Annotated in this window: 13 protein-coding genes and 1 rRNA gene; 11 read left to right on the top strand and 3 right to left on the bottom strand. The window is 76.1% G+C overall.

Going from position 1 to position 15,035, the window contains the following annotated elements; all coding sequences use genetic code 11:
* From rrf to ASG41_RS21195, 3 genes are all read left to right on the top strand, one after another.
* Positions 1-95: ribosomal RNA gene (gene rrf / locus ASG41_RS21215) — 5S ribosomal RNA — on the top strand; the annotation flags it as partial.
* Positions 96-1,726: 1,631 nt separating this feature from the next.
* Positions 1,727-2,887 (top strand): hypothetical protein, encoded by a 1,161-nt coding sequence (locus ASG41_RS21200; RefSeq protein WP_056300211.1) that lies wholly within the window; start codon positions 1,727-1,729, stop codon positions 2,885-2,887.
* Between the two features lie 84 nt (positions 2,888-2,971).
* On the top strand, positions 2,972-3,337 hold the full coding sequence (locus ASG41_RS21195; RefSeq protein WP_056300208.1) for a single-stranded DNA-binding protein: 366 nt from the start codon (positions 2,972-2,974) through the stop codon (positions 3,335-3,337).
* Positions 3,338-3,365: 28 nt separating this feature from the next.
* Here the strand turns inward: ASG41_RS21195 and ASG41_RS21190 are convergent, their stop codons facing one another.
* Positions 3,366-4,661 (bottom strand): DUF1015 family protein, encoded by a 1,296-nt coding sequence (locus tag ASG41_RS21190; protein WP_056300204.1) that lies wholly within the window; start codon positions 4,659-4,661, stop codon positions 3,366-3,368.
* Between the two features lie 161 nt (positions 4,662-4,822).
* Here ASG41_RS21190 and ASG41_RS21185 point away from each other — a divergent pair, with 161 nt between their 5' ends.
* Positions 4,823-5,920, top strand: coding sequence for an HAD-IIA family hydrolase (locus ASG41_RS21185; protein ID WP_235564982.1), 1,098 nt, complete (start codon positions 4,823-4,825; stop codon positions 5,918-5,920).
* Positions 5,921-5,950: 30 nt separating this feature from the next.
* On the opposite strand, the gene ASG41_RS21180 is transcribed toward ASG41_RS21185, so the two are convergent.
* Positions 5,951-6,268, bottom strand: a complete 318-nt coding sequence (locus tag ASG41_RS21180) for an alkyl sulfatase C-terminal domain-containing protein (RefSeq protein WP_235564981.1) — start codon at positions 6,266-6,268, stop codon at positions 5,951-5,953.
* A gap of 287 nt (positions 6,269-6,555) precedes the next feature.
* Between ASG41_RS21180 and ASG41_RS21175 the strand changes: the two genes are divergently transcribed.
* Genes ASG41_RS21175 through recN form a run of 4 tightly spaced genes read left to right on the top strand, consistent with a single transcriptional unit; the run spans position 6,556 to position 10,534 of the window.
* Positions 6,556-6,822, top strand: coding sequence for a hypothetical protein (locus ASG41_RS21175; RefSeq protein ID WP_056300198.1), 267 nt, complete (start codon positions 6,556-6,558; stop codon positions 6,820-6,822).
* 43 nt (positions 6,823-6,865) lie between these two features.
* Positions 6,866-7,663 carry a TlyA family RNA methyltransferase gene (locus ASG41_RS21170; protein ID WP_056300325.1) on the top strand — a complete coding sequence of 266 codons (798 nt, stop codon included), beginning with the start codon at positions 6,866-6,868 and terminating at the stop codon, positions 7,661-7,663.
* Entirely contained in the window at positions 7,660-8,739 is a 1,080-nt protein-coding gene (locus ASG41_RS21165) for an NAD kinase (RefSeq protein ID WP_082557195.1), read from the top strand. The genes ASG41_RS21170 and ASG41_RS21165 overlap by 4 nt, the downstream gene beginning before the upstream one ends.
* Positions 8,726-10,534: a DNA repair protein RecN gene (gene recN, locus ASG41_RS21160; RefSeq protein ID WP_082557205.1), complete on the top strand. Its 1,809-nt coding sequence runs from the start codon at positions 8,726-8,728 to the stop codon at positions 10,532-10,534. The genes ASG41_RS21165 and recN overlap by 14 nt, the downstream gene beginning before the upstream one ends.
* Positions 10,535-10,593: 59 nt before the next feature.
* On the opposite strand, the gene ASG41_RS23320 is transcribed toward recN, so the two are convergent.
* Complete coding sequence (locus tag ASG41_RS23320; protein ID WP_235564980.1) at positions 10,594-11,802, bottom strand: TetR/AcrR family transcriptional regulator; 1,209 nt, start codon at positions 11,800-11,802, stop codon at positions 10,594-10,596.
* Between the two features lie 294 nt (positions 11,803-12,096).
* Here ASG41_RS23320 and steA point away from each other — a divergent pair, with 294 nt between their 5' ends.
* Genes steA through ASG41_RS21140 form a run of 3 tightly spaced genes read left to right on the top strand, consistent with a single transcriptional unit; the run spans position 12,097 to position 15,034 of the window.
* Positions 12,097-13,230 (top strand): putative cytokinetic ring protein SteA, encoded by a 1,134-nt coding sequence (steA, locus tag ASG41_RS21150; protein ID WP_235564979.1) that lies wholly within the window; start codon positions 12,097-12,099, stop codon positions 13,228-13,230.
* Positions 13,227-14,204: a copper transporter gene (locus tag ASG41_RS21145; RefSeq protein WP_056300193.1), complete on the top strand. Its 978-nt coding sequence runs from the start codon at positions 13,227-13,229 to the stop codon at positions 14,202-14,204. Before steA ends, ASG41_RS21145 begins: the two co-directional genes overlap by 4 nt.
* On the top strand, positions 14,204-15,034 hold the full coding sequence (locus tag ASG41_RS21140; protein WP_056300190.1) for a hypothetical protein: 831 nt from the start codon (positions 14,204-14,206) through the stop codon (positions 15,032-15,034). Before ASG41_RS21145 ends, ASG41_RS21140 begins: the two co-directional genes overlap by 1 nt.
* The last annotated feature ends 1 nt before the right edge of the window (position 15,035 follow it).

Raw genomic sequence — 15,035 nt, 5'->3', positions numbered from 1 at the left:
TAACGCCCGGTCTCATTCCGAACCCGGAAGCTAAGCCTCTCAGCGCCGATGGTACTGCCCGGGGGACTGGGTGGGAGAGTAGGACGCCGCCGGACATCATTCCGAAAAGGGGGTCAGAGCACATGCTCTGGCCCCCTTTTCGCTGTTTGTCGTCCGAGTACGACCGCCTGGAGACTCCACGGCGTTGCCCCACGAACGAAGAGGTACCTGGCTCATGACTTCACCCCGACGTGGCGCCGGCGGCGCCGACCGCGGCCGCAGCTCCGGCGGCAACCGTGGGCAGGCCGGTCGTCCGCAGGGCCGTGATGGTGCCCGTCCGGCTCGGCCGGCGGGACACCGCGGCCAGTCCGGCGGTACCGGGGGCGGCGGAAGCGGGTACCGCGGAGCTGCGTCACGTGACGATCGTGGCGGTCAGGGTGCTGGGCGCCCTTCGGGCGACCGCCCGCAGTGGCAGGACCGTCGCCCCGCCGGCGGCGGTGGCGCTGGTGGTGGCGGCGATCGATCCCGGGGGGACTGGCAGGAGCGTCGTCCCTCGGGCGGTGGCGAGCGTCCCCGTGGCGACTGGCAGGACCGGCGCCCCAGCGGTGGGCAGCGCCCCGCCGGCGGCAGTGGGGGTCGACCCCAGGGCGGGCAGCGGCCGGACCGTGGTGGTCGCCCGACGGGTGACCGGCCGGCGTGGCAGGACCGTCGCCCCGCCGGTGGTGACGGCGGCCGCGATGCCCAGGACCGCGGGACGGGATCTTCCCAGCGCCCGCCGGGTGCACGCGAGCGTGAGCGTCTGAGCGGCGACTGGCAGCCCAGGTACGGTGCGGGCCGGCCGCAGCGCGGAGGTGACGAGCGTGGCCGACCGGGTGGTGACCGCCCCGACCGTGGCGCGCGCCCGTCGGGTGACCGCCCGGCCTGGCAGGACCGCCGCCCCTCGGGTGACCGCCCCCAGCGTCCCTCGGGCGACCGCCCCGATCGTGGCGGTCGTCCCTCCGGCGACCGTCCGGCGTGGCAGGACCGTCGCCCCTCGGGCGACCGTCCCGACCGTGGTGGGCGGCCGGCGGGTGACCGTCCGGCGTGGCAGGACCGTCGTCCCTCGGGCGACCGTCCCGACCGTGGTGGGCGGCCGGCGGGTGACCGTCCGGCGTGGCAGGACCGCAACGGTTCCGACGACCGTCCTGACCGGGTGAACCCGGCGTACGGGCGCAGCGAGCGGCCGGGTGGCGATCGTCCCGACCGTGGCGCGCGCCCGTCGGGCGACCGTCCCGCCTGGCAGGACCGTCGTCCCTCCGGCGACCGGCCGCAGCGTCCCTCCGGCGACCGGCCCGCGTGGCAGGACCGTCGTCCCTCCGGAGACCGTCCCGAGCGTGGCGCCCGTCCGTCCGGGGACCGGCCCGCGTGGCAGGACCGGGGCCCTGCGAGCGACCGTCCGCAGCGTCCCTCGGGCGACCGCCCCGACCGTGGCGGCCGGCCGTCGGGCGACCGTCCGGCGTGGCAGGACCGCCGTCCCTCCGGGGAACGGCCGGCCGGCGCGGGGCGTCCCTCCGGCGACCGTCCCGCGTGGCAGGACCGTCGCCCCTCCGGCGACCGTCCCGACCGTGGTGGTCGCCCCTCGGGTGACCGTCCGGCGTGGCAGGACCGCCGCCCCTCCGGGGGTGAGCGGACCGGGGGGTTCGCCGAGCGCAGGCCCGCCGGCCCGCCGATCCCCGAGTGGGCCGACCCCCGCCAGCTGGACTCGTCGGTGCGCCAGGCCCTCCGGGGTCTGGACTCCCGCAACGCCGAGGTCGTCGGCCAGCACCTGGTCGCCGCCGGTGGCCTCGTCGACGAGGACCCCGAGACCGCCCTGGCCCACGCTCGTGCAGCCCGGGACCGCGCGTCCCGGATCGCCGCCGTGCGGGAGGCCGTGGGGGTTGCCGCGTACCACGCCGGTGACTACGCCGAGGCTGCCAGCGAACTGCGGGCGTACCGCCGGATGAGCGGCGACCAGGGCTACCGGGCCGTCCTCGCCGACTGCGAGCGCGCCCTGGGCAAGCCCGAGGTGGCCCTGCGCCTGGTGTCGGAGGCCCTCGCGGCGCGGCCAGAGCCCGAGGAGATCGTCGAGCTCCAGCTCGTCGAGTCCGGGGCACGACAGGACCTCGACGAGCTGCCTGCCGCGGCGCTCGTCCTGGAGAGTGCCCTGGGCGGGCGACCGGATCCGGAGTCGCTGCAGGCCGGCGACCTGGGCCGCCTCCGGTTGGCCACGGCCTACGCCGACCTGCTCGTGGTCCGGGGGGACGCCGAGCTCGCCGACCAGTGGTTCAGCGCCATCATGGCCGCCGACCCCGAGGACGAGACCGGCGTGTCCGAGCGGTTCTCCGGCATCGAGTTCGACGAGGACGACGACGACCTCGAGGACGGCGACGACCTCCAGGACGACCTCGACGACGACCTCGACGACGACCAGGCCGACGACGAGGTGGGTGACGAGCCGACTGCAGTCCCCGAGGCCGTCGACTCCTCGGATGCCGGCGACACGGGTGACTCCGACCTCGACACCTCCGTGGACACCGCCGGTGGTGCGATGGTCGAGCCACAGGCGGCCTCCGGGTCTGAGGCGGTGGCAGAGGCGGCCGCAGACGGTGCCGGGGACAGCTCCGAGGAGACCGACGACGACGAAGACCTCGTCGACGGCGAGGACGTCGGGCCGGGCTACGACCCGGACGAGGACGACGTCGAGGCCGAGGTCGCCGAGCTGCTGGGAGAGATCCCGGCCCCCGGGTTCTCCGACGAGCAGGCACCCAGCACCACGAGCGTCCCCCGGTCGGGTGCCGCCGGGCACACCGGGCTGTTCCAGGCCGCCGAGATCGCCGAGGACACCCACGGTGACGACGACGGCGACGAGCAGGTCCCGACCCGCAGCTGACGGTCGCCGTCCACATGCACCGGGCCCGTCCACAGATCGTGGGCGGGCCCGTCGTGTGTCCACCTGGGGGGTGAGGCTCCTGCCATGAGCCTGGCCCTGATCGACCGCAACGACGTCGTCCTCCGCGGACGCCTGTCAGCACCCGTCGAGCTGCGTCCCCTGCCCAGCGGGGACACGCTGCTCCTGTTCAAGCTCGTCGTCCGCCGCGAGTCACCACGCCCGCGGGGTCCCAAGAGCGACGTCCTCACGTGTGTCAGCACCGCCAAGGGCCTGATCACCAGGGCGCAGGCATGGCACCCCGACGACGTCATCGAGGTCGACGGCGCACTGCAGCGCCGCTTCTGGCGGACGCCGAACGGCACGGCGGTCGCCTACGAGGTCTCGGTCCGTGGGGCTCGCAAGGCCACCCGGTCCCACGCCTGGCGCGAGACCGCGGTGGACGGTGCGTGAAGGTGTGAGCCGCGCGGAGACGCCTGCCTCAGTGGGGCCGCAGCACCAGGCCCGTGCGCGGTTTGGGCACGAAGAGCGTGGACTTGCGGGGCATCCGGGCGCCGGACCGCGCCACCGCAGCCACGTCGTCCGGCGTGGGGGAACGCAGGAGCAGCGCCACCCCGGCGGTCTCCTGGGCGGACCGCAGGGCCTCGTCGGGGTCGTGGGCGACGAGCACGTGCGCCGGGTCGTCGGGGAGCCCCCAGAGCGCGCCGACCAGGCCGTGGTGGGCGAGGACCACGTCGAGTGCCCGCCAGCTCGCGGGCTGGTCGGTCGGCACCCGGTCCCGCACCGCCGTTGTCGGGTCGCTGAGCTCCAGCAGGTCGTGGCCGTCACTGAGCAGCATCCGGCCCCGGTCGCTCCCGCGGGTCCACTCGTGGACGGCTGCGACCACCCCCTCGGCGGGCACGGGCAGCCTCGTCACGGTGAACCCGGTGGCGGCCGCGCCTCCTGCCGCGGTCAGCTCGAGCCCCGGCACGACGCGGTGGATGGCGCGCAGCCGCAGCCCGCCGGGTCCCATGGGCGTCAGCAGGGCGAGGACGGAGCCCGACCCGGGTGCCCCCGAGGCGGCGTGCGCGCGGGCGGCGGCGAAGCGGTGGTGGCCGTCGGCGATCACGGCACCGGTCCGTCCCAGGCCGGAGACGACGCGGTCCAGCAGGTCGGCGTCCTCGACCCGCCAGAGCGTGTGCCGTACGCCGTCCGGGTCGGCCACCGTCATCGTCGGTCGACCGGTGGCCACCCGGTCGGCCACCGCCGCCACGTCGGCGTCGGGGTCGTGGGCGAGCACGATCGGCTCCAGGTCGGTGCGGGTCGCGGCCAGCAGCAGGCGTCGGCCCTCCACCGCGGGCGCGTACGTGTCCTCGTGCGGCAGCACCGCACGCGACCCGTTCTCCGGGACGGCCACCGCAGCCAGCCAGCCGGTGGTCTCGGAGCCGTCGGCCGAGAGCATCCAGTACAGCCACAGCGCTGGGCCGGCGTCCTCGGTGAGCACTCCCGAGGCGCGCCAGGCAGTCAGCGTCCCGGCCGCCGACGCCGCTGTCGCGGCGGGGTCCGCGGCGGTGGGCCGGTCGTCGTCCACACCGGGCAGGATCAGCCGCACCACGTTGTGCGGGTCGGCGGCTGCCAGACCCGCCCGCCCCTGCGCGGTGACCAGGTCGTAGGCCGGCGAGCTGACCCGGGACAGGTGGGCCGGGTCGTGCTGCGCGTAGACCAGGGCCCCGAACGCCGCGACCCGCAGGGTGTCCGACCGTGACGACGGCGGGGGACCGGGGGGTGGCGTGGGCATCCCGTGATCGTAGGAGCGGCTCCCGGACGGACGCCCGCCCCACCGACCGCCGGCCCCGGCAGCCGCGGGACGGACGGGCCACAGCGTGCGACCCGGGGGGTTGTGGTGCGATCAACCGGCAGACCGACCCGGTCACCGCCACCACCACCCCGGAGGACCCCGTGACCGTCGAGCACCCCGAGGTGCCCCTGCTGGCCGCAGGCAGCGCCCAGCCGCCGACCGCCGTCCACGACGTTGCGCTGCTGGACCTGGACGGCGTGGTCTACGTGGGCCCCGACGCGGTCCCGGGTGCCGCCGAGGCCCTGCGGGCAGCCCGTGACACCGGCATGCGCCTGGGCTTCGTCACCAACAACGCCGCGCGTACCCCCGAGGAGGTCGCCCGGCACCTGACCGAGCTCGACGTGCCGGCCGAGGCCGCCGACGTCATCACCAGCTCCCAGGCCGGTGCCACCGTCGTCGCCGAGCGGTTCGGCGACGGCGCCGTGGTGCTCGCCGTGGGTGGTCCCGGCGTCGCCGCTGCGCTGCGGGCCGCGGGTCTCCAGGTGGTCGACAGCGCCGAGGACGGCCCGGTGGCCGTGCTGCAGGGCTACGGCCGGGACGTCGGGTGGGTCCAGCTGTCCGAGGCCGTCGTGGCGGTGCGCGGGGGAGCGGTGCACGTGGCCACCAACACCGATGCCACCATCCCCTCGCCGCGCGGGGTCCTGCCCGGCAACGGCGCGTTGGTGGGTGTGGTCAGCGCCGTCACCGGGCAACGGCCGGTCGTGACCGGCAAGCCCGACCCGGCCATGCACGCCGAGTGCGTGCGACGCACCGGGGCCCGCACCCCGCTGGTGGTCGGCGACCGGCTGGACACCGACGTCGAGGGAGCCCAGCGGGCCGGTGCGCCCAGCCTGCTGGTGTTCTCCGGCGTCACCACCCCCGACGTCCTGCTGGCCGCCGGCCCCGAGCACCGGCCCGACCTGATCGCCGACGACGTCGCCGGCCTGACGCGCAGCCACCCCGAGGTGGTCCGCGAGGGTGCCGACTGGGTGTGCGGCGGGTGGCGGGCCACGTCGGACGGGGAGGGCGGCCTGCTGCTGGCGGGCCCGGACGGCGGCGCAGCGGGCACGGACGACGGCCTGGACGGCCTGCGCGCGCTGTGCGTCGCGCACTGGGCCGACCACCGTGCCGACGCGGCCCCGGCCCGGGTCAGCGCCGCCGACGGGAGCGGCGACGAGGCGGCGGCGGCGTTGCGGCGCTGGCAGCTGACGGAGGGCTGAACCCTGGACCGCCGGCGGGCGCCCGGGACCTCAGAGCAGGGAGCGCAGGCGCAGCATGTCTCGGAGGCCGGCCTCCAGCTTGACCCGACCGCTGGCCCAGGCCGAGCCGAACGACAGCTGCCCGGCGGTGAGCTCGAGCAGGTCGTCGCTGGTCATGGTGAACCGGATGTCGGCCTTGGGCACCGACGGGCTCTCGGGCACGGCGGTCACGTCGTGCGCGGAGCCGCTGGCGAGGCGGCCCTGGACCACCTGCTGGAGGTCGGTCAGGCGGCAGGAGACGGTCCGGTCCAGGCCCTGCGCGGCCGGGTTGGCGGCCAGCTTGCCGACGAACCCCTCCAGGGCGCTCATGCACTGCTCGAGGGTCGCCACGCTCGGGTGCCTCCACGGTCGGCGGGTCGGCAACGCGTCTGCGGCGCCCCGGGCACGCTACCCCGGGGGTCCCGCGGCCCCGGTCCTGTCGGTGCCGGGCAGTAGCCTCGGGGATGAGCGGTGCCGGTCGTCGCGGTTGTCGCGGCACGCCCTGGCCCACCGGTGCAGGCCGGGGGAGAGGACGGTCCGTGGGTCCCCCGTGGACCTGCCGCCGGGACCCAGGCACCTGTACACCGACACGGCCACGACGGCAGGGAGGGGCACACGTGACGCAGACCGGTCGCCCGCTGCCCGGACCCCCGCGGCCGGTGCCCGGGTCCCCGAGCCCGACTGCCCGTCCCGGTCCGGCACCCGCCGCGGTCTCGGAGGGCGACGGTCCCGATCCCGCGGCCGCCCCCTCCGGCTCCCCGGCCGACCCGGTGGACACCCTCGCCGAACGACTGCAGGCGGTGCCGGTCGCAGGCCACGCGGCCGTGCTGGAGGCCGAGCACGAGCGGCTGCAGCGCCGCCTCGCCACCATCGACCAGCTGTGACCGCACCCCGACCCACCCCGTGCGCGACGACGGTGGGCTCCTGATGGCCCGCCGTGCCCGGCTGGACGCCGAACTCGTCCGGCGCAAGCTGGCGCGCTCCCGGGAGCACGCCCAGACCCTCATCACCGAGGGCAGGGTCACCGTCGGCGGGCAGCTGGCCACCAAGGCGGCCACCGGGGTCGAGGCCGGCACGCCGGTCGTGGTCCGCACCGACCCGGACGCGCCCAGCTGGGTGTCCCGGGGGGCGCACAAGCTCATCGGTGCGCTGGACGCGTTCGGTGTCGACGTCACCGGCCGGCGGGTGCTCGACGCCGGCGCCTCCACCGGGGGCTTCACGGAGGTGTCGCTGGACCGTGGCGCCCGGGAGGTCGTGGCCGTCGACGTCGGCTACGGCGAGCTGGCCTGGTCGCTGCGCACCGACGAGCGGGTCGCCGTCCACGAGCGGACCAACGTGCGCACCCTGACACCCGAGGACATCGGCGGCACCGTCGACCTCGTCGTCGCCGACCTGTCCTTCATCTCCCTGCGCCTGGTGCTGCCCGCCCTCACCGGGTGCACCCGGCCCGACGGGGAGCTGCTCCCCATGGTCAAGCCCCAGTTCGAGGTCGGCCGGGAACGGCTGGGCACCGGTGGCGTGGTCCGCGACCCCGCACACCGGGCCGACGCCGTCCTCACCGTGGCCGGGGCAGCCGCCGACCTGGGCTGGGGCACCGCCGGGGTGGTCGCCAGCCCGCTGCCCGGCCCCGCCGGCAACGTCGAGTTCTTCCTCCGGCTGCGGCGGGACGCCGCACCCCCCGACCCCGAAGCCGTCCACCGAGCCGTCCAGGAGGGCCCCCAGTGAACCTCGAGAACAGCGTCACGCCGGACACCGACCAGGCCTGCGCGCCCGCCTCCGACGGGGTCCGCCGGGTCCTGCTGGCCGCGCACACCGGGCGCGCCGACATCATCGCGCTGGCCCGCACCGCAGCGGCCCGGCTGACCGCGGCCGGGATCGTCGTCCGGCTGCTGGACGACGAGGCCGTCGACCTGCAGATCGAGGGCGCCGAGGTCGTCGCGTTCGGGCCCGAGGCCGCGCAGGGCGCCGAGATCGTGCTCGTCATGGGCGGGGACGGCACGTTCCTGCGTGCCGCCGAACTCGCGCGCTCCACCGACGCCGCACTGATCGGGGTCAACCTGGGACGGGTCGGGTTCCTCGCCGAGACCGAGCCCGAGGCCGTCGAGGAGACCCTCGCCGCCATCGAGCGCTGCGAGTACTCCGTGGAGGAGCGGCTCACCCTCGAGGCGCACGTCTTCGACGCCGACGGGGAGCGGGTGGGCGGCACCTGGGCGCTGAACGAGGCCTCCGTGGAGAAGGTCGAGCGGTCCCGGGTGCTGGACGTGGTGCTGGCCATCGACGGACGGCCGCTGACCAGCTTCGGCTGCGACGGCGTGCTGGCCGCGACCCCGACCGGCTCCACCGCCTACGCCTTCTCCGCGGGTGGCCCCGTCGTGTGGCCCGACGTCGACGCGATCCTGCTGGTCCCCACCAACGCGCACGCGTTGTTCTCCCGGCCGCTGGTCACCTCGCCCAACGCGGTGCTGACCATCGCCATCCCGCCGGACGGGACCCGGGCCCGGGTGTCCGCCGACGGGCGCCGGGTGGTCGACATCCCGGCCGGCGGCCGGGTCGACGTGCGCCGCTCGGACCGGTCGGTGCGCATCGCCCGGGTGCACCCCACGACCTTCGGCGACCGGCTGGTGGCCAAGTTCGGGCTGCCCGTCCGGGGGTTCCGGGACGCCCGGTCCGCGCACGCCGGCCCCGGCCGGGAGCTGGCCCCGACGCGGCGCAACGTGCTGCTGCGCGACGACACCGCGGAGCCGGCCTCGACCCCCGGCACCGGTGAGCAGCACGGAGGGGCACCGCATGGCACCGCGTGAGCGGAAGAAGGCCACCCCGGCGACCGCGCCAGCGCCCGCGACCGCGCCCGTGCCGTCGGCGCGGCACGGGGCGCTGAGCGAGGTCCGCATCCACGGCCTGGGTGCCATCGACGACGTGACCCTCGACCTCAACCCGGGGTTGACGGTCGTGACGGGGGAGACCGGTGCCGGCAAGACCATGGTGGTCACCGGGCTCACCCTGCTCTTCGGCGGGCGAGCGGACCCGGGCCGCGTCCGGGCGCAGGGTCGAGCCGGGGTCGAGGGTCGGCTCGTGCTGCCGCCGGACAGCCCGGTGTGGGCGCGGGCCGCCGAGGCCGGCGCCGAGGCCGACGAGGACGGCAGCCTCATCCTCGCGCGCACGGTCAGCGCCGAGGGGCGGTCCCGGGCCTACCTGGGGGGACGCAGCGTCCCCGTCGGCGTCGTCGCCGAGATCGCCGAGGACCTCCTGGCCGTGCACGGCCAGACCGACCAGCTCCGGCTGACCCGTCCGGCCGAGCAGCGCCGGGCCCTGGACAGGTACGCCGGTCCGGCGCACCTCGAGCTGGTCGAGGCCCACCGGGCCGCGCACGCCCGCTGGCGTCAGCTCGCCGAGGACCTCGAGCGCCGACGGACCCAGACCCGCGAGCTCGCGCAGACCGCCGAGGTGCTCCGGCGCGGTCTGGAGGAGATCGCCGCCGTGGCACCCCAGCCCGACGAGGACACGGCACTGGACGCCCAGGCCACCCGGCTGGGCGACGCCGACGCCCTGCGTGGCGCCGCCGACGAGGCCCGGCTCGCGCTGGTCGGTGACACCACCGGCGACCTGGGCGGTGGCGAGGACCTCCCGCAGGACGCGACGACCGCGCTGGCAGCCGCCCAGCGGGCGTTGGCGGCCTCCGGCGACCCGGCCCTCGTCGCCCTGGCCGAGCGGCTGGGTGACGTCGGGGCGGTCGTCGCCGACGTCGGGGTGGAGCTGGCCGGGTACGTCGCCGACCTGGACGCCGACCCCGCCCGCCTGGCCGAGGTGCTGGACCGCCGAGCCGCCATCACCACGCTCGTGCGCACCTACGCCGACCACGGCGCCGGGGTGGGTGGGGTGCTGGCCTGGGCGGAGGACGCCACCGACCGGCTGTCCCAGCTCGACGTCTCCGACGAGGCCCTGGAGGCGCTGACGGCGTCCCGGGACGCGGCCCGTGCCGAGCTGCGGGAGCTGTCCGAGCGGGTCTCGGCCGGCCGGACCGCCGCCGCCGAGGGGTTCGCCGCCGACGTGGGCCGCGAGCTGGCCGGCCTGGCGATGAAGACCGCCCGGGTGTCCTTCGCCGTCACCACCGACCTGGAGTCGCCCGGTCCGGAGGGGGCCGACGAGGTCGCGCTGCTGCTGGCCGCGCACCCCGGCGCCCCCGCCCGCCCGGTGCACAAGGGCGCGTCCGGCGGCGAGCTCTCCCGCGTCATGCTGGCCATCGAGGTGGTCTTCGCCGGTGCCGACCCGGTGCCGGTGATGGTCTTCGACGAGGTCGACGCCGGGGTCGGGGGTCAGGCCGCCGGGGAGATCGGCCGAAGGCTGGCCCGGTTGGCGGGGGAACACCAGGTCGTCGTCGTCACCCACCTGGCGCAGGTCGCGGCGTTCGCCGACACGCACCTGGTGGTCGACAAGGCGCCGGACTCCGGGGCCGGGGTGACCGCCACCGACATCCGCGCGGTCGCCGGCGAGGACCGGGTGCGCGAGCTCGCCCGCATGCTGTCCGGGCTCAGCGACAGCGACACGGGGCAGGCGCACGCCCGCGAACTCCTGGCGGTCGCCGGGCAGCCCCAGTGACCTGAGCGGAGGGCCGGGACCGGCCGGCCGAGCTGCCCAGCGCACGCCGGTCGGTGCGGTCAGGCCCTCCGCTTGACGTAGCCGGCCAGCCCGAACTGCAGCAGCGCGAGGCCGCGTTCCCCGCGGGCCCGCAGCTCCTCCACGAGGTCGTCGGTGCCGTCGGGGCCGAGCACCCGGTCGCGCGCGAGCTCCAGCAGCGCCTGGTAGAGCCCGAGGACGGCGTTCGCGGTCAGCCAGGGCTCCAGTTCGCCGGGCTCGGCGCGGGTCTCCAGGGTGATCTGCTCGGCCAGGGCGTCGGTGAGCTGCCCGAGGATCTCCCGCTCCCGCACCTGCAGGGTCCGGGAGCCGCGGATGACGCGTGCCATCTCCGCCACGGTGCCCGCGGCGCGCGGGTCCCCGAGCCGGCTGCACGCCGCGACGATGAACGTGCCGGCCGCGGCGGCGACGGACTCCCCGGCGCGCCGACGCCGCACGGCGTCCAGCAGGGCGGCCTGCATCGGCGGGTCGGCCTCGAAGACCAGGCCCTCCTTGACCGGGAAGTGGTTGAAGACCGTCTTCTCGACCACCCCGGCCCGCTGGGCGATCTCCAGCACACTGACGTGGTCGAAGCCGCGCTCCACGAACAGCGCGGACGCCGCGTCCACGATGGTCTCCCGGGTCTGCTGCCGCCGGACCTCACGCAGGTTCTGCCCGCCGCGGCGGCGCTTGGGCGCGGGCGCACCGGAGGCGGTGCTGCCGGTCGGCGGCGTGTCCGCCGGGGTCGCGGCGGCCCGGGCAGCGGTCGCCGCAGCGCCCTTCGCGGCAGCGCCTCTCACCGCAGCGCCCTTCGGCACGGCGCGCTTGGTCGCAGCGCTCTTGACCCCAGGGGCCTTCACCACAGCGCCTTTCACCGCAGCGCCCTTCGGCACGGCGGTCTCCGGCACGGCGCGTTCGGCCACCGCACGCTCGGTACGGTCGTCGTCACGCAGTGACGTGTCGTCCACCACGGGGTCGGCGTCCGGCTGTGGACCGGCGTCGGTGGACGACCCGGCGGGGGAGCCGTCAGCGCCGGCAGCGGGGGCGGCGTCCACGTCGGGACCGGGGTCCGGGACGACCGTGGGGCCCGCGTCCAGGACTGCGTCCACGGTCGGCACCGCGGGTTCGGCGACGGCGAGCTCGTCCTCCTCCGGGGAGGCGGCGCGAGCGGCCTCGCGGGCGTCGGCGCGCGCCTGGGCTGCGACGACGTCCTCCGCGCGGACCTCGGCTGCCGTCGCTGTAGCGACCGGCACCTCGATCCCGGTCGCCTCGGACAGGACAGTCGCTGCAGCTCGCCTCGTCCGGGCCCCACCAGTCACCCGAGCCACGCTAGACACCCCGCCGACCGGCCCTCCACGCCGCTCCGGGCGGCGGCCGGGCGAGTCGCCCGGGGGGTGGTGTCGTTCACCCTCCGTGAGCGGACGAGTGCGTCTCAGCCGGCCGCGGGAGCGCGTCGGGCGGGAGCGTGATCAGCCCCGCGTGCGACCATCGCGGCCATGCGCATCGGCACCATCCGGCGGAAGAGCGCCGCTGACACGGCCCCTGGGGTGACCGGGACCGTGCGACTGGACCGCCGCACCAAGAACCTGACCAAGCGGCTGCGCCCGGGCGACATCGCGGTCATCGACCACGTGGACATCGACCGCGTCAGCGCGGACTCCCTCGTCTCCTGCAAGGTCGCCGGCGTCGTCAACGCCGCGGCCAGCACCTCGGGCCGCTACCCGAACCTGGGTCCCGGGATCCTCGCTGCGGCCGGCATCCCGCTGCTGGACAACGTCGGCAAGGAGGTCTTCGCCGACCTCAAGGAGGGCACCACCGTCCGCCTGGACGGCGACACCCTCTACGTGGACGACACCGCCGTCGTCACCGGCACGGAGCAGACCGACGAGACCATCGCCGAGGCGATGACCGAGGCCCGCGCGGGTCTGTCCACGCAGTTGGAGGCCTTCGCCGCCAACACGATGGAGTACATGAAGACCGAGCGGGCCCTCCTGCTCGACGGCGTCGGCGTCCCGGACGTGGCGACCCAGATCGACGGCCGGCACGTGCTGATCGTCGTCCGTGGGTACGACTACAAGGAGGACCTCGGGGCGCTGAGGTCCTACGTCCGGGACTACCGCCCGGTGCTGATCGGGGTCGACGGCGGGGCCGACGCGCTCATCGAGGCCGGCTACCAGCCGGACATGATCATCGGGGACATGGACTCGGTCTCGGACTCCGTGCTGCGCTGCGGGGCCGAGGTGGTCGTGCACGCCTACGCCGACGGCCGCGCCCCCGGTCTGCAGCGCGTCCTGGACCTCGGTGTCGAGGCGATCACCTTCCCGGCCGCGGCGACCAGCGAGGACATCGCGATGCTGCTGGCCGACGAGAAGGGCGCCACGCTCATCGTCGCGGTGGGCACGCACGCCACGCTCGTCGAGTTCCTCGACAAGGGCCGCGGTGGCATGGCCTCCACGTTCCTCACCCGCCTGCGGCTGGGGGGCAAGCTGGTCGACGCCAAGGGCGTCTCCCGGCTCTACCGCAGCCGCATCTCGACCCTCGCCCTCGTCCTGCTGGTGCTGGCCGCCTTCGTGTCGATCGGGGCCGCGCTCGCCGTCTCGACCACCGGTCAGATCTACCTCGACCTGCTGGTCGACCAGTGGGACAGCCTCGTGTTCTGGTTGGAGAACCTCTTCTCGTGATCGACTTCCGCTACCACCTCGTCTCGCTGATCGCGGTCTTCCTGGCGATCGCGCTGGGCATCGTCATCGGGACCACCGCCCTCAACGGCCAGCTGACCGACAACCTGCGCACCCAGGTCACCGGCCTGCAGGAGGACAAGCGGGCCCTGGAGGACGAGACCCAGGGGCTGCAGGCGCAGCTGGACGCCACCGGCGGGTTCGCCGAGGAGGTCGGCCCCGCGCTGGTCGCCGGCACCCTCACCGGTCGCTCGGTCGTGCTGGTCGTGGGCAACGAGGACGTCGACAGCGACGTGGTCGACGAGATCAGCTCGCTGATCACCGACGCCGGCGCGACCGTCACCGGGACCGTGGAGCTGTCGCCGGCCTACAGCGACCCGGCCACCGCGCAGAGCCTGCAGACCTACGTCACCGGCCCCGGCGGCCTGCCCCCGGGCATCACCGCCCCGGAGACCAGCGACACCGCCGAGCTGGTCGCCAGCCTGCTGGCCCAGGTGCTGGTGATCGCCCCCAGCGGTGCGGTCGCCGAGGACGGCAGCGTCGTCCCCGGCACGGCACCGGACAGCACCGCCACCTCCCAGGTGCTCGCCGGCCTGGCCGCCCTGGAGGTGCTCAGCGTGGGCAGCGACTCGGTGAGCGCGGCGGACTACGCGGTGTTCCTCACCGCCGGCGCCGTCACCGGGGACGACGCCGAGGCGCGCAACGCCGCCCTGCTGGACCTGGTCAGCGCGCTGGACGCGCAGGGCTCGGGCGCCGTGGTCAGCGGCAACGCCGCATCCGCCGGCGACGGTGGGCTGGTCGGGGTCATCCGGGCCGACACCGAGGCCTCCACGACCATCTCCACGGTCGACAACGCGAACGCCCCCGAGGGCCGGATCAGCACCGTGCTGGCTCTGTCGAGCGAGGGCCAGGGGACGTCGGGCCGGTACGGCACGGGCGAGGACGCGCAGCCCGTCCCGCCGGTCCCCGCCCGCTGATGGCCTCCCGGCTGGTCCTCGCCGCCCTCGGCGCGGGCGTCGTCCGGGCCGGGCTCGCCGGGGCGCTCGAGGCCGCCGAGCGGCCCGCGGCCGCCCGCTGGCGGCGCACCAACTACGCCCGCCGGCCGCTGACCCTGCTCGGCGGCCCGGTGCTGGCCGCGGCCGCCACCGGGTCGGCGGTGCTGGGCGCCCCGGCGGGGACCCGTGCGGCGGCCGCCCTGGTGGGGACGGTGGGTGCGGTCGTCGGGGGCTACGACGACCTGGCGGGTGCACGTCCTGAGCAGGCCCGGGACAAGGGCCTGGCCGGCCACCTGGCCGCGCTGCGGGCCGGCCGGGTGTCGGCCGGCGCGGTCAAGGTCGCCGGACTCGGTGCGGCGGCGGCCGTCGCGGCCGTGCTGACCCGCCGGGGGACCGGCGCCGGCGCATGGGTGGACGGCGTGCTGACCACCGGCCTGGTGGCGGGCACCGCGAACCTGGTCAACCTGCTGGACCTGCGCCCGGGCCGGGCCGCCAAGGCCGGCGCGTTGCTTGCCGCCGGCACGCTGGCCGGTCCCGTCGGCGGTCTGGTCGCCGGCCCCCTGGGTGCCGCGCTGGCGGTGCTGCCCGAGGACCTGGGCGAGCAGGTCATGCTCGGTGACTGCGGAGCGAACTCCCTGGGTGCGCTGCTGGGTCTCCGGTTGGCGGGTGCGGAGTCCCGGGCGGCCCGCGTGGGCGCACTGGCACTGGTCACCGGGCTCACGCTGGCGAGCGAGAAGGTGAGCTTCACCGCCGTCATCGAGTCCACCCCGGGCCTGCGCGAGCTGGACCGTCTCGGCCGGCGCCCCGCCTGAG

This window comes from Modestobacter sp. Leaf380 (assembly GCF_001424485.1).
Classification (GTDB): domain Bacteria; phylum Actinomycetota; class Actinomycetes; order Mycobacteriales; family Geodermatophilaceae; genus Klenkia.
Note: the sequence above shows the minus strand (reverse complement) of the source record. Positions and strands in the feature narration are given on the sequence as shown.